At 58.6% G+C, this 18,593-nt stretch carries 24 protein-coding genes and 1 pseudogene; 8 read left to right on the forward strand and 17 right to left on the reverse strand.

The window, feature by feature from the left end; genetic code table 11:
- The 3 genes and pseudogenes from IE127_RS06675 to IE127_RS06685 form a co-directional block, all read right to left on the reverse strand.
- Window positions 1-282: pseudogene (locus IE127_RS06675) on the reverse strand (integrase); the annotation flags it as partial.
- Window positions 283-726: 444 nt separating this feature from the next.
- Window positions 727-1,311 (reverse strand): site-specific integrase, encoded by a 585-nt coding sequence (locus tag IE127_RS06680; RefSeq protein WP_189424480.1) that lies wholly within the window; start codon window positions 1,309-1,311, stop codon window positions 727-729.
- Window positions 1,277-2,278, reverse strand: coding sequence for a hypothetical protein (locus tag IE127_RS06685; RefSeq protein WP_189424482.1), 1,002 nt, complete (start codon window positions 2,276-2,278; stop codon window positions 1,277-1,279). The genes IE127_RS06680 and IE127_RS06685 overlap by 35 nt, the downstream gene beginning before the upstream one ends.
- Before the next feature lie 494 nt (window positions 2,279-2,772).
- On the opposite strand from IE127_RS06685, the gene IE127_RS06690 reads away from it, so the two are divergent.
- Window positions 2,773-4,203, forward strand: a complete 1,431-nt coding sequence (locus IE127_RS06690) for a tyrosine-type recombinase/integrase (RefSeq protein ID WP_189424484.1) — start codon at window positions 2,773-2,775, stop codon at window positions 4,201-4,203.
- Window positions 4,204-4,227: 24 nt separating this feature from the next.
- On the opposite strand, the gene IE127_RS06695 is transcribed toward IE127_RS06690, so the two are convergent.
- Genes IE127_RS06695 through IE127_RS06710 form a run of 4 tightly spaced genes read right to left on the reverse strand, consistent with a single transcriptional unit; the run spans window position 4,228 to window position 5,828 of the window.
- Window positions 4,228-4,623, reverse strand: a complete 396-nt coding sequence (locus IE127_RS06695) for a hypothetical protein (protein ID WP_189424486.1) — start codon at window positions 4,621-4,623, stop codon at window positions 4,228-4,230.
- Complete coding sequence (locus IE127_RS06700; protein ID WP_189424487.1) at window positions 4,620-4,925, reverse strand: helix-turn-helix domain-containing protein; 306 nt, start codon at window positions 4,923-4,925, stop codon at window positions 4,620-4,622. The genes IE127_RS06695 and IE127_RS06700 overlap by 4 nt, the downstream gene beginning before the upstream one ends.
- Window positions 4,922-5,251 (reverse strand): hypothetical protein, encoded by a 330-nt coding sequence (locus tag IE127_RS06705; RefSeq protein ID WP_189424489.1) that lies wholly within the window; start codon window positions 5,249-5,251, stop codon window positions 4,922-4,924. The genes IE127_RS06700 and IE127_RS06705 overlap by 4 nt, the downstream gene beginning before the upstream one ends.
- Window positions 5,244-5,828: an AcrIF11 family anti-CRISPR ADP-ribosyltransferase gene (locus tag IE127_RS06710; protein WP_189424491.1), complete on the reverse strand. Its 585-nt coding sequence runs from the start codon at window positions 5,826-5,828 to the stop codon at window positions 5,244-5,246. Before IE127_RS06710 ends, IE127_RS06705 begins: the two co-directional genes overlap by 8 nt.
- A 265-nt stretch (window positions 5,829-6,093) precedes the next feature.
- Between IE127_RS06710 and IE127_RS06715 the strand changes: the two genes are divergently transcribed.
- Genes IE127_RS06715 through IE127_RS06735 form a run of 5 tightly spaced genes read left to right on the forward strand, consistent with a single transcriptional unit; the run spans window position 6,094 to window position 9,905 of the window.
- Window positions 6,094-7,668 (forward strand): AAA family ATPase, encoded by a 1,575-nt coding sequence (locus IE127_RS06715; protein ID WP_189424493.1) that lies wholly within the window; start codon window positions 6,094-6,096, stop codon window positions 7,666-7,668.
- A gap of 1 nt (window position 7,669) precedes the next feature.
- Entirely contained in the window at window positions 7,670-7,870 is a 201-nt protein-coding gene (locus tag IE127_RS06720; RefSeq protein WP_189424495.1) for a hypothetical protein, read from the forward strand.
- Window positions 7,867-8,610, forward strand: coding sequence for a metallophosphoesterase (locus IE127_RS06725; protein ID WP_189424497.1), 744 nt, complete (start codon window positions 7,867-7,869; stop codon window positions 8,608-8,610). The genes IE127_RS06720 and IE127_RS06725 overlap by 4 nt, the downstream gene beginning before the upstream one ends.
- Window positions 8,611-8,661: 51 nt before the next feature.
- Entirely contained in the window at window positions 8,662-9,408 is a 747-nt protein-coding gene (locus tag IE127_RS06730) for a hypothetical protein (RefSeq protein WP_189424499.1), read from the forward strand.
- Entirely contained in the window at window positions 9,405-9,905 is a 501-nt protein-coding gene (locus IE127_RS06735; protein WP_189424501.1) for a hypothetical protein, read from the forward strand. Before IE127_RS06730 ends, IE127_RS06735 begins: the two co-directional genes overlap by 4 nt.
- Here the strand turns inward: IE127_RS06735 and IE127_RS06740 are convergent.
- From IE127_RS06740 to IE127_RS06785, 10 genes are all read right to left on the reverse strand, one after another.
- Window positions 9,902-10,114 carry a hypothetical protein gene (locus IE127_RS06740; protein ID WP_189424503.1) on the reverse strand — a complete coding sequence of 71 codons (213 nt, stop codon included), beginning with the start codon at window positions 10,112-10,114 and terminating at the stop codon, window positions 9,902-9,904. The genes IE127_RS06735 and IE127_RS06740 overlap by 4 nt on opposite strands.
- Window position 10,115: 1 nt before the next feature.
- Window positions 10,116-10,544, reverse strand: a complete 429-nt coding sequence (locus IE127_RS06745) for a hypothetical protein (RefSeq protein WP_189424505.1) — start codon at window positions 10,542-10,544, stop codon at window positions 10,116-10,118.
- A gap of 3 nt (window positions 10,545-10,547) precedes the next feature.
- Entirely contained in the window at window positions 10,548-10,778 is a 231-nt protein-coding gene (locus IE127_RS06750; protein ID WP_189424507.1) for a YajG family lipoprotein, read from the reverse strand.
- Window positions 10,775-11,101, reverse strand: coding sequence for a mitochondrial import receptor subunit TOM20 (locus IE127_RS06755; protein ID WP_189424509.1), 327 nt, complete (start codon window positions 11,099-11,101; stop codon window positions 10,775-10,777). Before IE127_RS06755 ends, IE127_RS06750 begins: the two co-directional genes overlap by 4 nt.
- Entirely contained in the window at window positions 11,101-11,643 is a 543-nt protein-coding gene (locus IE127_RS06760) for a lysozyme (RefSeq protein WP_244639962.1), read from the reverse strand. The genes IE127_RS06755 and IE127_RS06760 overlap by 1 nt, the downstream gene beginning before the upstream one ends.
- Window positions 11,640-11,861, reverse strand: coding sequence for a DUF7940 domain-containing protein (locus IE127_RS06765; RefSeq protein WP_189424511.1), 222 nt, complete (start codon window positions 11,859-11,861; stop codon window positions 11,640-11,642). The genes IE127_RS06760 and IE127_RS06765 overlap by 4 nt, the downstream gene beginning before the upstream one ends.
- 5 nt (window positions 11,862-11,866) lie before the next feature.
- Window positions 11,867-12,268 carry a hypothetical protein gene (locus IE127_RS06770; protein WP_189424513.1) on the reverse strand — a complete coding sequence of 134 codons (402 nt, stop codon included), beginning with the start codon at window positions 12,266-12,268 and terminating at the stop codon, window positions 11,867-11,869.
- 65 nt (window positions 12,269-12,333) lie between these two features.
- Window positions 12,334-12,639, reverse strand: a complete 306-nt coding sequence (locus IE127_RS06775) for a hypothetical protein (RefSeq protein WP_189424514.1) — start codon at window positions 12,637-12,639, stop codon at window positions 12,334-12,336.
- A 13-nt stretch (window positions 12,640-12,652) separates the two neighbouring features.
- Entirely contained in the window at window positions 12,653-12,988 is a 336-nt protein-coding gene (locus IE127_RS06780; RefSeq protein ID WP_189424516.1) for a RusA family crossover junction endodeoxyribonuclease, read from the reverse strand.
- Entirely contained in the window at window positions 12,985-13,191 is a 207-nt protein-coding gene (locus IE127_RS06785) for a hypothetical protein (protein ID WP_189424518.1), read from the reverse strand. The genes IE127_RS06780 and IE127_RS06785 overlap by 4 nt, the downstream gene beginning before the upstream one ends.
- 354 nt (window positions 13,192-13,545) lie before the next feature.
- On the opposite strand from IE127_RS06785, the gene IE127_RS06790 reads away from it, so the two are divergent.
- Window positions 13,546-17,808 carry a hypothetical protein gene (locus tag IE127_RS06790; protein WP_189424520.1) on the forward strand — a complete coding sequence of 1,421 codons (4,263 nt, stop codon included), beginning with the start codon at window positions 13,546-13,548 and terminating at the stop codon, window positions 17,806-17,808.
- Window positions 17,809-17,918: 110 nt separating this feature from the next.
- A complete protein-coding gene (locus tag IE127_RS06795; RefSeq protein ID WP_189424522.1) occupies window positions 17,919-18,473 on the forward strand; it encodes a hypothetical protein in 555 nt (184 codons plus the stop codon).
- Window positions 18,474-18,593 lie beyond the last annotated feature (120 nt).

Here is an 18,593-nt window from a genome sequence, read left to right on the forward strand (position 1 = left end):
CACTGGTCTGCCTGTTTTTTTCTGGATCACCATCGATCGCGAGCGGATGGCCGGTCCAGCTACGAGTGTGCCGATCTTGATTTTCACCAAATCGCAGCCTCGAAGCTTGCTGTCGATCGCAAGATCGAAAAGTGCTCGGTCTCTCATCCTTCCTTCTCGGTCGAGGAAGAAGCGGATCGACCAGATTTGTCTGATCTTCAATGCGCGCTTGGCGCCAACGTGCCTGCCGGCATTCCAGGCAGGTCGTCCTGCAGCAGCAGGGTCATATTGCGATATACCCATTACATTTCTCCTTCGGCCGAAGCGGCCACGGAGAGAACGAATACCGGTCTGCGCCAATGCCTTAGTTAGGCACATTGTTGGATCGGCACCTAAAGGTCTCCGCGTTTCCGAGAGCAGACTGTCCGTTTCCCACTCCCGTACTCGACGTTGGCGCACCGCGAGCGGACCGGCAGCTCTCGGAACCCGAAATCGCAGGCTGAACGGCCGAAATGGGGCGCGCACCAAGTCCAGTGCCGTGATCTCATAACTCAACTGCTCGTAGCCGCCATTCTCTTTAATATTTGCGTGGCCAGCACGTCTCAAATGTTGCATGGAGCGGTAGCCAACACGATTGACGTTTTACCACCCACATGGTCCAGTGGCCAAGCTGGCCACCTTATAACATCAATGTTTTCAGTGACTTAAGTGAGACCTTTAGTTTTGCTGCGAATCCAGCTTGCGCAGCTATAACGGTACTGCCTCAAGCTGCCTGTAGTCTGCCTTGAGCTTTGCCTCGATCAAAATCTCTGCAATAGCCTCTTCCACCGCATTTGATCTCGAAAGAACCAATTTGGTTTCTTCTGGCGTGATGTGAATAGCCCCGTAGCGCTCTGAAATATTGCTCGGAGCGTGACCCAAGAGCCGTATACGTACGCGCTGCGGAATTCCGGCTTCGTCGTACCAAGTTGCTCTTGTGTGGCGGCCGCCGTAAAGCGTAAGCGCCTCTCTCGTGAAATTAAACTTCACCTTGATATACTGCCAGGATTTCGAAAACTGGTGCCCCCACATTTCGCGGCCGGACTTCTTGTTAATGTAGACTTTCCACTCCGGAAATAAGCGCGCCTCTTCCTTTGCAACGAGCGCAGTTTTTCGCTCTAGCAGACCGAGGTCGAGCAGCAGCCTCGGAATCGGCACCAGTCGTCGGCCAGCCTTCGATTTCACGCTCGTAGCCGCCACAGCAGCCGATGCGTTTCGAAAATCAAAGTACCAGTCGCCCTCAATCTCAACGACCTGCTCAGTGCGCAGTTTGCCGATTTCGGAGGGGCGCATGCCAGTGAAAAAGATCAGCAGGTACGCCCAATACAGTTCGTTTTGAGCAAGAAATTTGCCTGGCTCCAATGATGGGCAGCACTCTTACAGCCGGTGAATAGCGGCAGGCTGAAAAGCTTAGAATTTCCTCTGGGCGCCATGCATCGCGCTCCTGCTCCTCCCGGTTTTCCTTGCCGGTGAGCCGGAAAACATATTCTGGGCCGGAGTAGATGCCCTTGTCGCGTGCCCATCCGAAAAAAGCCTGCAAGCCGCGATGCCACCCATTTCTCAGGCGTGTCTTGGAAATGGCCTTAAGGCCGTCCCAGCCATTTTCCTCCGCGTAGCGCCAGCGCGCGTAAAGGGAGACCTGGTGTTCCTTCGGCACTCCATGGGGATGCGGGACGCGCGGTAGCGCGTTTTCAATGCGCAAAAAGTCAGCGGCAACGGTTTTCCCGATCGGCTTGTCGCCCAAGAAATCGATGAGAAATTGCACAACAATGCCTATGTCCTCTTCCGCTCGGCCGTCCCCATCTGCAAGACGCCTCTGTTCAAGAAAAGCCTGCCGAACCTTCGACAGTTTGGACTCGCCGCTTAGCTCCGGTTCTAGCCCGGATACCGCATGCGTTTCCCTTGGTTCTGACGCGGCGTACAATTCAATAGGTGCCAATGAAGCGGCCATCGCCGACTCCACTTCTTGCGGATAGGAAAGTCGGCGCGCGTCCTGCGCCTCCTCAAGCATCACGTTGCCGTTGATGAAGCCCAACCACGCAGGCCAGAACCCCGCTGGATCAACGGTTAAAGGGTGGCCGCGAAGGCGCGCTTCACTGATGAGACGGCTGACAAGGGTTTCAAGCGTCCGGCGCTCGACCAAAGCGTCACCGCCAATCCTCATACTATGACGCTGCATGTCGCTCATCAGGGCCCGCGCCCTCGACGAAATATCCGGTAAGACCTCGAACTGTTCTACCAAACGCATCACCTTCAGCATTCGCATCACCGCGACGCGGTAATCGCTTGTTCGCAACGCTATGCGGCAATGCGTGCCGAGCCCTGGTAGGCTCGATAGCTCAGCCGCGAATCGTCTCTGAAAATAGTATCGCCCGTCTCTTCGAGTGATGTAAGCGGCACGCGCCATGGGAAGAAACCCCGTCGCTCGATCATGTCACATTGCTGTGACACGTATCCGGCGAACAGCCTACCAGTTCGCAGCGGTCTAGGATTTCTAGGCGTTTCCAGCGGCCAACTATATTGGTAGCGGAGGAGGGACTTGAACCCCCGACACGCGGATTATGATTCCGCATGTCAAAGCCCTTTTTTATGGATTGATATTCCATATTACGCCCCCCAAAGGAAGCTAAAAGCCTTTAGGTTCCTTTTACTTACACAGCAAAATAGGGATTCCCGCTTGCGCTGTCGATGATAGGCATGATTTTGTCATCCCCGTCCCAATCCCGTCCCAGCCGAAGCCGCTAATATCAATCCATGCCAAGCGTCGAAATCACCCAGAAAACCGTCACAAAGGCCAAGGCCGATGCCAAGCCCGGCAACCCCCGCTATGAGATCACGGACACTCGGGCTCGGGGCCTGCGCCTGCGCGTGGGGCCGCAAGGTGTGGTGTGGCAGTATCGGTATGAGCGCAACGGCAAAACCCACCGAGTCCTTCTCGGCGGCGTCGATGAATGGACCATTGCTGAAGCAAGGCAGATCGCTGGCGATGCGGCGGCGAAGCTGCGGGCACAATATGGGCTGACGGACGACTGGCTGCATCATCAGCGCATCAAGCATAGGAAGGTGACCTATAGCCGACCAGGAAAAATTGACGATGACCGGAAGCTGTTGAAGTGGTCGCTGGAGACCGCCATCAAAGAATATCTCACCGAGGTCCAGCGGACTTTGAAGCCGAAAACGCATGACGACTACAAGCGCATGCTCGGCACCCCGGAGCTGCAGCCCTTCATGAAACGGTCGGTCGCTACCATCACCAGGCAAGACCTGGCCGGCGTTGTCGCTGCCGTACACAAACGTGGGGTCGAACGGCATGCCGAGCACCTAGCGTCAGTCTTGCGGCCGTTGTGGAGCTACCTGGAGCGCGACGATCTGATCAGGAAGACCGGCGTTCAGGTCGGTGAAATGAAGACCCTTGCGGCGCCACGACGATCGCGGATCGGGACACTGGAAAAGCGAAAGCCGAAGTATACGCCGGCTATGCTAGAGGTCGGTCGTATCCTCGCCATCGCGCGATCGGGTGCGTTCAATCCCGTCACCACCGCGGCCCTCGAGCTATTGGTCTTCACGTGCCAGCGGATCACGCCCATTGCCGACGCGACATGTGACGAATTCCATGCGCTCCCGGGTACCGACGAGGGTCTTTGGGCGATGCCGACCTTGCACCGGAAGACAGCCCTGCGGCGTGGGGATCTGTCGGACCACGTCATCCCCCTGCCCGCGCCGGCTTGGCGCGCAATCAAGGGTCAGCTGCAGGGCGACAGCGATTATGCTTTTCCAGCTGCCAGACCACGCCGAAAAGGACAGGAAGCCAGTGCGATGGCATCGTCGAACCTTTCCCACGCGCTGCGCTACATGCCCGGTGTGACCGCGACACCTCACGACCTGCGGCGTGCCTTCAGCACGCATGGGCAAAGGCACTTCAAATGGGGCCTGGATGGGACGAAGCTGATCCTTGATCATAACGAAGGCGTTGCCTCGGGGGACGTGACAGCCGAGTCCTATGACCTTGATCAGTCGCTCGATGAGAAGCAGCCGATCATGCGGTCGTGGTGCGGGTGGGTCGAGGAGTGGGCGGCAGCAGCGATCGCCCAGGACAAAAGGCTGTCGGATGGGGAATGGCTGGCTGATCAGGTAAAAGCCTCGCGTGACGCGGACAAAAAGAAAGCCGCCAAGAAGGCGGCTTAAGTAGGAAGGGTTTGCGGCTCGGTTCTATGCGGCCACCGGCGCACGCAAGGCGTGCATCCGCATATGAATTCGCGACAGTCGCCGATATAACCTGTCGATCTCTTTATCGATCACCTGCATCGCCCCATTGATTTGGCGACGTTCTTGGGTGCGCATTTCGTAGCGCGCGAACAGCTTGTCCTGCCGCTCAAAGAGATCGTCCACTTCACCGGCCATCGCCTCGGCACCCTTGGCGATCTCCAGGATACGGTGAGAGATCTTATTCATGCGCTTGTGCCAGCCGTCGAGCAGAACGGATTTTTCGTCCCACCGTGCTTCCAGAGCGTCATACTGGCGATCCAGAGCCGATCGCTGATCATCGAGTCGGTCTCTCTCCTGCCGCAGCTGATCAAGAGTCATATTTTTGAGTGCATTTTTCATTTGTTTTTCTCCTTCGCCTTTTTGCTGGCGACCATTTCGTCATAGATGTCGGGCGTTTCCGCACTGCCGTCGGTCGGCGTCGATGGCGGTAGCTTTGATGCCCAGCCGTCGGGCACCCCATGCATTTCGAACATGCGCAGAAGCCGGCCGAGCCACGGGGGGATCGGGCGCGATCCGGACTCGTACTTTCGGATCGTTACGCTGATCGTGTTGTCTTGCCCTTGATATCCGAACGCCCGGCCCAGCTCGACTGTAGAAAGCCCGAGCTGATGGCGAATGCGCTTCATCTCTGAGCCGATCATGCTGCCGCCCCTCCCGCTTTGCGTATTTTGTAGATCATGGGGCTATTGACGTATTCGCGTCCGAGCGCCTCGAATTCGAATCCGGCTCTTTCCATGCGCTGCCGCAGGTTCCACTCTTTGCCATCGACATCCCATCGGCGCTCCATAATCGCTCTGCGCTGGCGATCGCCCCATGCAATTTCGAGAGCTGCCTTTTCTGTCTCGTAGCTGTCGAAGACGATTGTCGTGTGGCCTTTACCGTAGATTGTCTTGTTCGGCGGGACTGACTCGCCGGGCATGTGGATCTCGGGATCGATCAAGCCATGCATCGTGCGATGATTATTCATCGTCGGTGCACTCGATCAGCAGATCGTCCTTGCCCTCGAGCCATATCGCTGTCGAGTTCCCCATCTCGTCTTGAAGCTCGACGCCGTCGAAGCCGAGGGCGCGGGCCGCTTGGCAACCAAGCATCTGCAACTGCCATGCCGCTTCAGGTGACCAATCGACATCGAACGTGTCAGAGCGATATTGGATCTCAGTGAGATATGACATGCGATCTTCGAATTCATCCTCATCGATTTTGAAGATGTCGATGATCAGTTCTTCATGATCTTCGATAGAAATTGACTGATCGATCAGACCCTTGGCGGTAGCATCGGACACTGTGTAGCCTGTCTCACGCTTGACGATCTTTTTTGCGCGCTGAATCAATTTGTCGATGGCTTCAGCCTGCTCGTCGGTGAAATCGTCGCTATCGTCGAAGATCGTGGACACATCGATGATGTCGAATTGATCAGTATCTTCGAGCTTGAAAACCATGCTGCCGCGGGTCTGCTGATGATAGCCCGTGAAGAAGACAAATCTGTCAAATAGCATGTGGTTGCCGACTTCAGGTTTCTCGCTGCACGAATGATAAAGGGTCATGTCAGTCTCCAAAATGGCGATGCTCGATGCATCTTGCTTGCACAATCGAGGCACCGTCTGTGCACTCGATACAGTTAACATAATGTATGCATATGCATACGTCAAGCGGGCGTTAACGATTTTTGTCGGAGCGGACTTGCCATCTCAAAACGGATCCGGCATCTGGGCGCCATGTGACGGCATCGAGCGCAAGCTCTGCCGGCGCACCCTGGGCTCAACCCGTCAGAAGGCGGAGTGCCACAGGGCTATGTGAAGCTACCCATCAATGACAAAGGAAACTGCCTCCGACGCCGCGCGCGTCGATCCCGCCATCGTCTCTGTCATCCGCAAGCGCCTCGCTGATCACGACGTCATCCGCGCTGGCAAGCTGCCAACCCTTCCCGAACTGCTCGCTGGCGCGCCATTTTACCGCGAGCGCCTCGACCTCGACATCCAGATTTTCTGCGATGACCTTCTCGCAGTGCCGGGCAAGCTGTCTGCGTTGGAGAAGCGCATGCAAGTCGAAAAGGGCTCGACGGCGTCAGCACTGAAGCGCCTCCGAGACACGTGCAGCGCCGACGCCCTGAAGGACGCTGGCGAGATCCTTGAGCGTCTCGATCATCACGATTGGCCCCGGCTCGACGTCTACCTCGCGTGCAGCGGCGATAGCGAAGCACGCGATCGCGTAGCGGACTACATCGAAGATGACAGCGACTGGCTCGGCATCCGCTCCCCTCGCATCATCAACGGCAGCCTCTTCCGGGCTCTCGTCATCAGGGGGCTGCGCAGTGAGAGCCCGGCTGGCTCGATGGCCGACTATCTCACGCGGGGCCTCCGTGAAGCCAGCGCGCTCGCGGAGGGTTACGGCGAATACACAGCTGCCGTCGATGAGCTGCAGCGGCAGAAGCTTGCTGAAAACGAAGCGAAGATCGCAGATATTCAAGCCGACGCTGACTTCCTCGAGCGCGTGCTGGAAGACCGCGGCGAAATCCGGCCGGCACCCGCCCTTGTCGTCGTCCCGGCACTGACCGACGGCGGCTCGTCGGGCAGGAAGGATGTCGTGAAGGCGTGGAAAGATACCGCGGGCCGTCCGCTGCCGCTCGTCGGCCGGGGTGATATCGCGGAGCAGCGCCGGCAGCTCGTCGAGCGTTGGCCGCACGCAGCGGACGTGATCGACATCATTCTCGGCGACCTCGCAGCATCTGAGACAGTCCGCTTCCGGCCCACTCTCCTGGTCGGCGCGCCCGGCTCTGGGAAGTCGTCCCTGGCGCGCGCACTGTGCGAAATCGTGGGGCTGCCGGTCGAGTTGTATTCGCTCGCCGGCGTGCATGACGCGAGCTTGATGGGGACCTCGGCGCAGTGGGCGACATCGCGTGAAAGCGTACCCTTGCAGCTGATCAAGCGCTCCGGCCGCGCGAGCGTCGGCGTCGTATGGGACGAGGTCGAGAAACCGGGTACGCGGACGGAGAACGGCAACGCCCTCGATGCGCTCCTGCCGCTGCTCGAAATCGATCAAGCAAGGCGCTTCCGCGACCTCGCTTTGGAGGTCGAGTGCGATCTTAGTGCCGTCTCCCATTTCGCCACGGCCAACAGCTTGGAGGGTGTGCCGGCACCGCTCCGCGATCGTATGCGTATCCTGACGATGCCATCGCCGGGCTGGCATCATATCGGCTCGCTGTCGCGGCAAATCATCGAACGTGTGTCCAAGGAAAGGGGTATCGATCCGCGTTTTTTCGAACCCCTCGCACAAGATGAAATCGACTTGGTTCGGCAGGCGTGGCCAGGGGGCAGTCTCAGGCAGCTCACAAGGATCGTAACCACAATCCTTGACGGTCGCGAGCAGCTGATGGGTAGGTGCTGAGATGGACGATCTCAAAACCCTTCTCATTGAGCTCGCCGGCGATGACCGGGCTGCCGTTCGTCAGGCGGCGCGCGGGGCGTTGCGTGTCGACCTCGACGAACTTCAGCCGCTGTCGGAAATCATGGCATCGGATCAAAGGCATGGGCCGGCGTTCAAGCGCGCCGTGATGGCGGCGTATAACGAGCGGCAGGTGGGCGAATGAAGATGTGGATCGTCTCCGACCTGCACACTGAGAGTTGCCCTTGGCAGCCGACGAAAATCCCGCCGCACGACGTCATGATCGTCGCGGGCGATGTCAGCAATGATGCTTTCGAAACCGTTCGAGAGCTGCACGCACTCCGGCAAACAGGTAAGAAAGTCGTCTTCGTACCGGGCAATCATGACATCTTCGGCAGCCGTCTCAACCTCTTCACACCGTCTCTCGCCGGCCCCGTATTCATCCTGCCCGCCGGCGAGCAGGTCATCATCGACGGTGTGCGCTTCGTCGGCGCGACTTTATGGACTGACTTCGCCATCGCAGACGATGTCTATGCATCAGAAGCATGGGCAGCTCGTCACATGCCCGAATACGCGCATGTGCTCAGCAAGGACGGCGTTCGGCTGTGGCCGGCGCATACTCGCCTGGCGCATGCGCAGCACCGGGCCGCGATCGAGGGGGTGCTGGCAGTGCCTCACCCCGGACCCACTGTCGTCGTCACACACCACGCGCCGTCGCGGCGGTCCATTGCGGGACCGGTGGATATTCCGGATGCCGCTTTTGCATCGGATTGCGAGTACTTGATGAGGCGGTACCGGCCGGCGCTGTGGGTGCACGGGCATGTGCATCAGAAGGCGCATTATTGGTTCGGTGACACGCAGGTAGTGTGCAATCCGCGGGGTTATGTGGGGCCGGAATGGGCCGAGGAGACAAGGTTCGAGGAGGACCTGGTGGTGGAGGTTTGACAGGTCTCGGAAAGGCCGCCACGTTTGTTGCGCACGAATAAGGGGGCAATCTTGGACTTTCACCTGGATCGAAAGCTCAAATACATCAGCGAGCCACAGCATAAAGGTCTCTATTCTTGGGGGATCGCTGAAGTTGACGAAGCCGGCGAACAGGTCGGACCGGATATGATACCGTGGGGATGGTCTCTCAATTTCACGGCTACCAGGATCAGCTTGGGAAACAGCTTGCGGATCTCCCCGGTCAATCTTCGGGACAAGGCCGGTGAAAGCACCGTGACGGATTCCCGATCGATTCATGCTGTCCTGAAGCCGGGCTTCAAGCGGGATGAGAAAGTGTTCGGCGCCACTAGCTATTTCATGTTTGGGACAGACCGGCCGGTCGAAGAATTCGCCTTGGAGATCGCCCCATTTGAGGGTGAAATCAGCAAAGAAGAATGCTCCGCGTGGGGAACGGTCAGCTATACGTCCGAGATCGATTTTCGATACCAGAAGCACCCCGACTATCTGTCGTTTTATCTACTAATGAAGCCGGAGACGTTTGTCCGGTATGCCGCGTTGATCGCTCAAAGAGCCGTATCGGAGGCCGTCCTGCGCGTCGGTAGCGTTGAAGGGTTCTATTCGGAATGGTCCCCGGGTATTTCGACGACCAAGGTAAAAATCCTTACGCACGGCAAAGAGCAAGAGGTCCAGGTGCCTGAGGGTGCCGACAATGTTCCCCTGCGACTTGGCAAGGTCGCTGAAGCGCAGTTCAGCATGAATTGTCACATGGACCTTGAGACTGAAGGTGATTTTCCATGAACGATTATCAAGAAAAATACGAAGCGGCACTCGGGGCGATGCTGGTGCGGTTCAATGAGCTCGAGGTCAAATTCACGGTCATCGTCAGCCGCGCACTCGAGATCATCGGTGCATCACATCTATATGCCCGCGACGCCCGGTACATTAAAAATATCGAAAAGATGGAGATCGCACACAAGGCTCTCAATTGGCCCACGCTGGACTATGCTCGCATGCGCCGCATCAATGTTGGTCGGAACAGGCTGGCACATGGTCATCTCGACAGAGACCAGCAGACAGGCGAATTCTCAACGATTCCTGCTAACAAGAAGGCCACCGGCAAAAACAGCGGGTTCATGTCCATTGAGGACATCGAGAGTCTTACAGAGGAAATACGTTCGGCATTGCTCGAGGTTGCAGATATCCTGCCCAATGCGTGGTTCAATGAGCCAGAGGATGTCTATTCAGTGGCCTTGGCACAGACTAAAGCCGACCTGGAGGCACTGAAGAGGGATTAAGCCACCCGCTTGGCCATCCGATACCGTCCGACCTTGGCCATTTCGCGAAGCTCGGTTTCGGACACGAAAAACCAGCGCTCCAGCGCGACATGCTTGCCGTACTGATCCCAGATTTTGGCAACGGTGATGGGGTCTGGCTGACGGTATAGGGGCTTGCCGCCGGCCCAATATTCGTGTGTCGAGCCTTTGTTATAGCCGCCGCCTGGCATGTTACGACTCCGACTTCGACCGGCGCCGCTGTGGGGGCACCGTTGTCTTGCCCCGGGAGGACGTCAGCGCAATCACGGCGTCGCGGACGTCGCCCATGGTTGCCGTAGCCAGGTCGAGACTGGTCTGCATACGGTCAATGCTGCGGTCGACCGAGACCCGCATCTCCCCGAGCTCATTCTTTTCTACGTAGTGCCGCTCGACGTGCGTCTTGAATTCGGCCAACTCGGTCTTCGTCGTGGAGGTGCCTGCAGCGAGATCGGTGACACGCTTGTTGGTGTCGACGATCTGCTCTTTGACGCTCTTGAGCGAGACCTCGGTCTTCGGCCGAAATTTGACATAGGCGAAGGCGATGCCGCCGGCACCGGTGCCCAAAGTGATGACCAGGGTGGCGATTTGCCCGAATGAGATTTCTGGGATGATATCGAGCACGTCTTACTCCGGATTCACTATTCGCCGGACGCTGCCCAGCTTTGTTCTGCAATCGTCACCGGCAACGGCCAGGTCGACGATGTAAAGGGCCACGTCCCGGTCGGTCGCTGCGGGATTGTCGGCTGGCGATCGGGGTTGGGGCTGGCACGTCAAAAGCTGGTCGGGAACGGTCGAACCGGTCGTCGAGCAGCCGGCCAGCACCAGGACGGCCAAAACGGTGGCAAAAATTCTCATTCTGACAGCCCACCCACGTTATCGGCTCCACGAAGCCCACGAAGGAGAATTTGGCTCATTGGGCTGTCTTCACTCGCGGGAGCCGTAAGAATGCCGTCACGGGCGATCCTGGCGCGCGTTTCTCTGAGCCGTGCCGCTTCGTTTTCAACTGCGAGCTCGGTAATCGCTTTCTCGGCCCCGGCGAGCTCTTCGCGGGCTTCCGACAGCTGTCGCTCGGTCGCCGCCAGCCGCTCGGACTGGATATAGACCAAGCCACCCAGGCCACCGACGACAGCCAGGGCGACAAAGCATATCCATCCAACCATTGCCGACGAGATGTTCATCAGAGGCCTTCCCGCACGCCTTCAAGGCAAAGGTCACGTTCGGCGATGCGGCGATTCGTGAGACCTCGGACGACCTTGCCGCCGGCTCTATTCCAGCGGGGCAGCTGCTCACATGCACCGGTCAGGTCGCCGGCGTTTGGCAGGCGCACCAGTGTCGAGCTGCAGGCAGCCCCGACACCCACGTTGTACGTCCACGACACCAGCGCGACTTTCATCTTTCCGGGCACGGGTGCCTCCAGGCAGCGGTCGAGGCCGGCTTCATATGTCCGCAGGTGCGATGCCAAGCGCTGATCGCATTCGGCCGGCGTGGCCACCTGACCTGGGGCGACGTTCTGGGTGTCGCCGTAGCAGATGGTCAGCACACCCACGATGTCGCGGTACGCCTGAAGCTCGCGGCCTTCCCATTGACCAATGAAACCGGTGGCCAATGCCGTCAGGGCAATGGACCCGGCGATCAGACCTTTCGTGGTTTTTTTCATCGGCGTCTTAGGTGCCGCGGCAGCCGACTTGCGGCCGAATAGTTTTCCAAACAGGCTGCTCATTCTTCATCTCCGATCGAGCTTTGGGCGATGAGCCGCGCAACAAAGGCGGCGGCGCAGGTGACACCGGAAAGCGCAGCGAATACGCCAGGGCGAATGGGCAGCACGCCATGCAGGAATGGCAGCGCCACCTCGGCACCCGACAGGATGCCGGCAAGGATCAGGAGCCGTATGCTCCAGGCCTTGTGCACGATCTTTCGCCAGTTCTTGAGGAGCTTCATCGCGCCTAGCTTTCCCGGTCGATTGAGCGGATGCCTGCGCGAGCAAGCGCATGCTCAAACTCCTGCTTGCCGCACAGTGGCGAATAGAGCCGCTGTTCTTCAGGCACCACGATGTGAATGCCTGACTTCAGCTCGATCTCTTCGTCTTCAAAAAGAAGGACTGGGTTGGGCTTCGGCCGACCGGCTCGCTCCCACCGCCACCGACGGACGATCGCGAAGATGAGGTTTCCGATGACAAGGACCCACATCAGCGTGGTAAAGATGAAGTCTACTTCTGGAGTGGCACCAAGTGCCGGCAAGAAGTGAACCAACGTGATCAATAGGATCGCGATCCGAAACCACCTTGACGTGTCGGACACGACAAGAATGGCGGCAAGGGCGAGCATCATTAATTCAAGGGTGTTCATAAGGGCCTCCGAAGCCAGCGTTTCTCGGAGGATCAGGGCCGGTCATGCATCGGACAATGCCGAATTCAAAAGTTGGGCAGCGACCATTCATTGAGCGACGGCCGCATCACCGGCGGGCGTTTGAAGATGATGGAGACCACCGACCCGTCTTTGATGACGGCTTTGACACCATCGAAATGGACCGCACAGGCCCCCATCTGCGCGGGGATCGCGCACTTCGATCGAATGCGCTCGCGGATTGTATTGAGATCGATGCCTTGGTCCGCGATCGCTGCCAGAGCGCCCTGATCGCTCAGGTCCTCATGGATTGAAATATGCATGGCGCGCTCGGCATAGCGTCTGACCGCGTGCATGGTGACCAGGCCGCTCACAGGGGTCTCACCGTCACCGTGACGGCTCACCTTCATCTTCCCAGCCGATCGACACGCGCCGCATGAAGCGATTCGAATCGTCTTCGATGACAGCATGCCTCACCAGTAGATCAAGGATGGCCTTGAGAACATTGTCGGCGTCACGGATACGGCGGTCAGGCGCGACCAGGTCGATGTCCACGAGCACCTTGCCCTTGTGCCGGTGTGGCTTCTGCGACCGCAGCTTGTAGCCAGCGGCATCGCGCCAGGCGCGGTATTCCTTGGAGAGCCGTTTGCCGTTGTGCAGCTTGAATGCACCGTTGACCGACACGGGATATGGAAGGGTGAAAGAGGTCGGAAGGTCGCTCATGCGGCGACCTGGAGGTCGATTTGTACGCCCACCGCGTCAGCGATGAGTATGGAGCGTCTAAGACTGATATTTTCGAATTCGCCACGAAGGATTCGCTCGCGATACTTTGTCAGCATGGGCCGGCCGGAGATGATCACCTGGTCGCATCGCAGGCGATCGCGCGCGATCTTTGAGCGCACGGCTGACATCACCATGTCGCGCATCGCGCGCTCACGTGAGCTGATACATTTCTCGGGTTGGCCGCCACGCATGCAAGATTCCGTAAATCAATCCATGCGGCAAAAATCTCGCGAAGCGAGGATACCCACAAGCAAAAGTTCCGCGAAGCTCCAAGAAAACGCGGCAATCGTAACAATATGCAAAATGCATATTGTGCCTGACGTGTGATAAACCATCTACCAAATTGTAGATGGTTTATCACACTGACTATGATCGGCATGTTACGCAGCGATTTTCGAAGCTGATTTGTGCTTGCTTATTGCTGGGGTCGAAGTCATCATGTGTTCATGGCGCTGGAAACGCCTGACTGATGACTTCGAAATGGACACCCCCACGGAATGAAATTCAAATCCCTCAAGCATCTGAACGACTGGCAGCCGCGCGACAATCGTCCCAAAGACGCCGCCAAAATCCTGGCCTCGCTGCGCTTCCCGCGGCAATCCATGGTGCGCGACTGGCGTCTGACAGACGCCGAAATCGAACGTGTGCTAATCGAGAATAACCGCGCCCTCATCGAACGCGGCGGCACGGTCATCACGGAAAGCGAATCGATTCGCGCGGGAAAAAAGCACGACTGGTCAGCGGAACGGACTGTCCCTTTGCTGGGCTGGGCTGTCCTGCGGAACGGCTGGAGCATTGTTCCGCAGGATCGCCCGGACAAAGTTGGTCTCGGCACTGGCGGGCTGGATCGCAAGGCAAGCTATAGCCCTGCCGAGCGCCGTCCGTCCCTGATCCCGCAGGAGGTTTATGACAAATCAAAGCGCAAGACGCGCAGGTTTGACCACGCTTTCCTTCCGAGTGAGTGGAAAGAACGGCGCATGTCGTTGCACGAATTCCTTCCGCTCGAGGACCTCTGGAACTCCAACCTAGCGATTCAGTGCTGCGCGGCCAGCGGGCACATCCGCGCGCTCGACGTCGACTGTCTCGATGCCGATGTCTCCGCAGCCGTCAAAAGGATTGCTTTCGAAACGCTCGGCGAAACGCCGTTCATCCGCTACGGCAAGCGGCCCAAGGTCCAGCTTCTGTACAGGGTGGAAGGGACCGACATCGAGATTCGTAAGTGGGCGCTGTCCATCAAGCGCGATGGCGATGATGCCGAAGACGGGCCGCAGAATGCAGTAGAATTCTTGGCCGAAGGATCGATGCTGACCGCGTATGGATTGCACCACACGACCTTTCAGAGCTTTGATTGGTCTGAAGGCAGCCTTCATCCCGCCATCGCGGGTCCCGAGCATGCGCCTCTGATCACCCGGGAAATGTTGCGGAAGTTCACGAATGCCCTTCAACGTGAATTCGACATTCGCGGCAACGCGGTCGCATCAAATCCGTTTGGAAGTAAGGCGGCAGTGACCAATTTCGACCGCGTGTCAGGGAGCCGGGCCGATAACCTTTGGCTGCCGCGGCTGCAGGAAGGTGCGGAGTGGACACTCGACGAGGACGGCAATGTCCTCAATGGTGCCGAAAAATGGCTGACCGCTCTGACGTGGGCATACGTTGGCGCGAACGCGGAGCGTCTGGATACCTGCCTGCCCGATCTCCTCGAGCACGCACAGTTGGAAGCAAAGATGCGCCTTCTAAGCGTGAAGCGTGACAACGCGGCGCTCAATAGTGAAGGCGCTGTTGCCAGGGCTGTGAAGTATAAAATCGAGACCGCCGCGCGGAAATTCCGCGCATCGATCGAAGCGAAGTCAGTAAAGGGTCGTTTCCATAAAGGCGTGATCCCCTGGACCATTTCGGACGACGGTCGCCGGCCGGTTCCGCAGCGGGTGCGCCCTGCAGAGCGGCCCAAGGACGGGTCGCTGGATTGGCTGCCGTCCGATAGCTGTCCGGTCGACGAATTGGCCGAGTCCGTCCCCGCGTCGACCGTGCGTGTCGACAAGACCGTCGAGCAGGTCGAGAAGGATCGAAATGCCCGCGCCCTGATCGAGGACCTCATTGAGCGCCATGCCGTTGCTGACGGCGTGTCTTCCAAGGTTGATGCATACATCGGTGACTGGATGTCCACCGTTTCGGCGTGGCACGAAGCTGACGACAAGCTGCCAGCAGCCCCTTGGGTCTTAAAGGCTCCCACGGGCGCGGGTAAGACGGTCAAGATCATCGGCCGATCGGCACAATGGTGCCGCGAGAATCCCCGGCAGGAGGGTCAGGGCCCCGTACTGTTGGTCCTACCGACGCATGCCAATGGTGACGAGGCTATGCGGACCGCAATGGCCGAAGGCATGTTCAATCCAGCCGAAACATGGACCGAAGAAGACCTAGATAGGCTGGAAGCTGCAGGGCGCGGCGTCGGCGTCAAGATCGCCCGATTCCGGGGTCGTCTTGCAGCTGGATGTCAGCGCGCTGATGAATTGAAATCGCTATCCGAGAAGGGAATCGGTGCCAGCAATTTGTGCGGTGCGAAAGTCGAAGACGGCGATAGCGTCGACCGTGCCATCGCTCGGAAAAAGGGCGAAAAGCTGGGTAAGAAGGAAATCCTGTGCCCATTCCGTGAGCGTGGGGAGTGCGGGTACTATCAGCAAATGTCCGACCTCAAGGACGCCGACATCGTCATCGTCGCGCACGCGTACCTGACTTTGAGTGCCCTTCCGAAGGACCTCAAGAACCCGCGCGCTGTCATCGTTGATGAGTCCACCACATACCAGCTGCTCCAGCAGCGCAGGATGCCGATTTCAATCCTTCGTTCGGCGAGGAAGCCGCCGTTCGTCACAAAGTCGGACCGCAAGCGCTGGCCCGAATGGTCGGACGAAGACATCGAGGCGCACTACGTCGGGGGACGCGAAGAGCTCTGCGCCCATGTCCTTTCATGGGTCGAAAATGGCAAAGACGTCGCTGTCGAGCTGATGGCACTGCCGAATGGTGTCGACCTGATCGAGTGCGCCGTCGTAGTGTGCGATCGCGCCAATGACCGGAGCCGGAAAGTTCGCCCGGACCTCACGCCGTCCCAGATCAAGGAACTGGCCGACGAGCCCACGGGCAAGCACCTTTGGGATGAAATCCAGTGGTGGAAGCTTGTTCGCGCCCGTCTGCAGTCCCAGCAGGATGACGCCGCTGCCGAGGCGACCAAAGGTGAGCCGCTCACGCTCGACGAGCGCACGGCGAAAGGCAAGCGCGACATGCGCTGGCAGGTCGTTATGATGCCGGAGACGGACGAAAAGACCGGGTCGACACAAGAAACACCGCACCTGCGCCTGAGCTGGCGTCGGAAGCCGAATTGGGTAGGTGTGCCCATGCTCCTGCTCGATGCGTCGGCCAAGCCGGCGATCGTTTCGAAGGTCTTTGGTGCCGATCCGGTGGTGCGCGAAGTGACGGCTCCCCTGCATGGACGCACGGTCGCCCTGATCGAGCGTACATGGAGTAATGCCAGCTTCGTGCCGAAGTGGGATGCTTCACGAGAGGAGCTCAAAAAGCTCGGCGAGACGATCGATGAAGCGCGCAAGCTGATCACCACCACTGCAGTGATGTATGGCCACGGGCGTGTGCTTGTCGGCACGACCATCGCAGTCCGCGAGGTCCTCACTGGCAGCGGATGGGCACCGCCGCCAAACGTCGATTTCGTGCACTTTGGTGCCCTTCGCGGCCTCGATTTCGCCAAGGCCCATGTCGCCGCGATTTCGATCGGACGGTCGGAAATGCCCATCGGCGTCGTGGATGGATATGCCGCTGCTTTGACCTATGACGATGACGTCCCAGAAGAGCCGTATGACATCCTCGGCACCGGCATCACCGTCGAGGGCAAGCCGCTTTTCCGCAAGGGTGTGCTCCAAAAGATTGAAATGCGGACGGGCCAAGACGTGGAGCACATGGTGCCGAGCATGCCGCGCCGGCCGGTGAAAAACAAATTCGGCGGTCACTCCGGCGATTTCGAGCCTTCGTGGGCCACATTGCTCGAGGAGAGCTGGCGCGAGGAAGAAATTCGCCAGTTCGTCGGCCGTCTACGGCTTGTCTATCGCGGCGTTGCCAAGGATGGAAATGGCAATCCATTGGACGTCGAACCGCCCCTGTGGATCGCTGTGGGCAAAATCATCCCCGAGGGCCTGATCGTCGACGAAATCACCGAGATGAAGGCGATCCTGAAGATCAGCCCGATGGCTGATCTGGCACGACTGTCCGGTGGTGTTCTGGCACCGAACGTGACGCCGCATGTACCGGGTGCCCAAGCCATCTTGAAAGGCCGCACCATGAATCAGATCGCGGACGACACACTTCCACGCGACAAAATTTTCTTGAAGCGATTCGCTGGCGTCTTCATGCACGCGAAATACACTGTCGCGAGCGGGTCCGGGCAAGCGAAATCAGCGATGCTGCTACCTGCCTTTGCCCAAGGTGATCCTATCGCTCACTGGCAAGCGCTGAGCGAAAAGTACGGCGAGCTGCCCGATGTCATGTCGGTCTCCGAGCCAACAATTGCCGCGATTGAAGGCAAGGCGAAGCCTCTCGACAGCCGCGACTATGCGCCCGAAACTGGCCGAGAAGTCGAACTGCAGTTGCTCGAGGCGAAATCGGCTATCGAGGGCACCGACGACATGACGGACGCCGAATTCGATCTCCTATACGGCTTCGGGCATCTGACTCTGCCCGAGTCACTACCGCCTGCCGAATAATCGGCATCGTTGGTTGCATGCGCGCGGTGTCGACTGCGCGCATGGAAATCGACTTCGAATTTGACATTGAGAGCTTCGAAACCGAGGTAGACAGCTATCTCGACAAGACCGTGCGCCCTGCGCTCGCCGCGGGATTGAATGCGGCTGCCGAACTAGTGAAGCTTGATCCGATCGATGAACTCGGACGCGACCTGGACAGCCCGAATCCTTTCACGCTCAATGCATTTGGCATCCTGCCGGCCACGCCGGTGCCCGGGCGCGATCCTGATATCGTCATCAACATCCAACCTCTCCAGGCAGCCTATCTTGGCTATCAGATCGATGGTAATGTGCGCCGCGCGGGTGACCATGCGACGACGAAACAGGGGCTCCTTGTCCCAGGTCCTCATGCGAAGCTTGATCGATACGGCAATTTGCCCCGCGGCTATGTCGCGCGCATGCAGCAGCGCGATGACGACTTCTGGACGACATTCGGTTTCTCAGACAAGCCGGCGCTGGTGCCACGCGGTGCCGGGAATGAATTGAAAATCCTGGCGCTGATCGTGGATGAGATCGCATACGAGCGGACCTTCGACCTTTTCGATGTCGTTGGCGTCTCCGCGCACAAGCACGTGCCGGTGCAGGTCAGCAAGAAGCTCGACGCGACTAAGCGCGCCGACTCTTGACCTCCCCACGACCTGTCCGCAGGTCAAGATTTGACGAGAGCCGGAATTCTTTATCACGATCAAGGGCTTAGAAGGCCCTCACGTTTGCGTATTTTTCCATAGTTCGCCAATCGGCCCCAG

The sequence above is a fragment of the Devosia pacifica genome (genome assembly GCF_014652635.1).
In the GTDB taxonomy this organism is placed as follows: Bacteria; Pseudomonadota; Alphaproteobacteria; order Rhizobiales; family Devosiaceae; genus Devosia; species Devosia pacifica.

What these genes read in the sequence shown, in the direction of transcription:
- IE127_RS06780 (WP_189424516.1), bottom strand. Translation starts at nt 12,988, where the DNA reads ATGAGCGACCTTCCGACCTCTTTCACCCTTCCATATCCCGTGTCGGTC.
- IE127_RS06785 (WP_189424518.1), bottom strand. Translation starts at nt 13,191, where the DNA reads ATGCGCGACATGGTGATGTCAGCCGTGCGCTCAAAGATCGCGCGCGAT.
- IE127_RS06755 (WP_189424509.1), bottom strand. Translation starts at nt 11,101, where the DNA reads ATGAACATCTCGTCGGCAATGGTTGGATGGATATGCTTTGTCGCCCTG.
- IE127_RS06735 (WP_189424501.1), top strand. Translation starts at nt 9,405, where the DNA reads ATGAACGATTATCAAGAAAAATACGAAGCGGCACTCGGGGCGATGCTG.
- IE127_RS06720 (WP_189424495.1), top strand. Translation starts at nt 7,670, where the DNA reads ATGGACGATCTCAAAACCCTTCTCATTGAGCTCGCCGGCGATGACCGG.
- IE127_RS06710 (WP_189424491.1), bottom strand. Translation starts at nt 5,828, where the DNA reads ATGACCCTTTATCATTCGTGCAGCGAGAAACCTGAAGTCGGCAACCAC.
- IE127_RS06705 (WP_189424489.1), bottom strand. Translation starts at nt 5,251, where the DNA reads ATGAATAATCATCGCACGATGCATGGCTTGATCGATCCCGAGATCCAC.
- IE127_RS06700 (WP_189424487.1), bottom strand. Translation starts at nt 4,925, where the DNA reads ATGATCGGCTCAGAGATGAAGCGCATTCGCCATCAGCTCGGGCTTTCT.
- IE127_RS06685 (WP_189424482.1), bottom strand. Translation starts at nt 2,278, where the DNA reads ATGCTGAAGGTGATGCGTTTGGTAGAACAGTTCGAGGTCTTACCGGAT.
- IE127_RS06790 (WP_189424520.1), top strand. Translation starts at nt 13,546, where the DNA reads ATGAAATTCAAATCCCTCAAGCATCTGAACGACTGGCAGCCGCGCGAC.
- IE127_RS06740 (WP_189424503.1), bottom strand. Translation starts at nt 10,114, where the DNA reads ATGCCAGGCGGCGGCTATAACAAAGGCTCGACACACGAATATTGGGCC.
- IE127_RS06695 (WP_189424486.1), bottom strand. Translation starts at nt 4,623, where the DNA reads ATGAAAAATGCACTCAAAAATATGACTCTTGATCAGCTGCGGCAGGAG.
- IE127_RS06750 (WP_189424507.1), bottom strand. Translation starts at nt 10,778, where the DNA reads ATGAGAATTTTTGCCACCGTTTTGGCCGTCCTGGTGCTGGCCGGCTGC.
- IE127_RS06725 (WP_189424497.1), top strand. Translation starts at nt 7,867, where the DNA reads ATGAAGATGTGGATCGTCTCCGACCTGCACACTGAGAGTTGCCCTTGG.
- IE127_RS06690 (WP_189424484.1), top strand. Translation starts at nt 2,773, where the DNA reads ATGCCAAGCGTCGAAATCACCCAGAAAACCGTCACAAAGGCCAAGGCC.
- IE127_RS06765 (WP_189424511.1), bottom strand. Translation starts at nt 11,861, where the DNA reads ATGAAGCTCCTCAAGAACTGGCGAAAGATCGTGCACAAGGCCTGGAGC.
- IE127_RS06715 (WP_189424493.1), top strand. Translation starts at nt 6,094, where the DNA reads ATGACAAAGGAAACTGCCTCCGACGCCGCGCGCGTCGATCCCGCCATC.
- IE127_RS06770 (WP_189424513.1), bottom strand. Translation starts at nt 12,268, where the DNA reads ATGAACACCCTTGAATTAATGATGCTCGCCCTTGCCGCCATTCTTGTC.
- IE127_RS06760 (WP_244639962.1), bottom strand. Translation starts at nt 11,643, where the DNA reads ATGAGCAGCCTGTTTGGAAAACTATTCGGCCGCAAGTCGGCTGCCGCG.
- IE127_RS06680 (WP_189424480.1), bottom strand. Translation starts at nt 1,311, where the DNA reads ATGCGCCCCTCCGAAATCGGCAAACTGCGCACTGAGCAGGTCGTTGAG.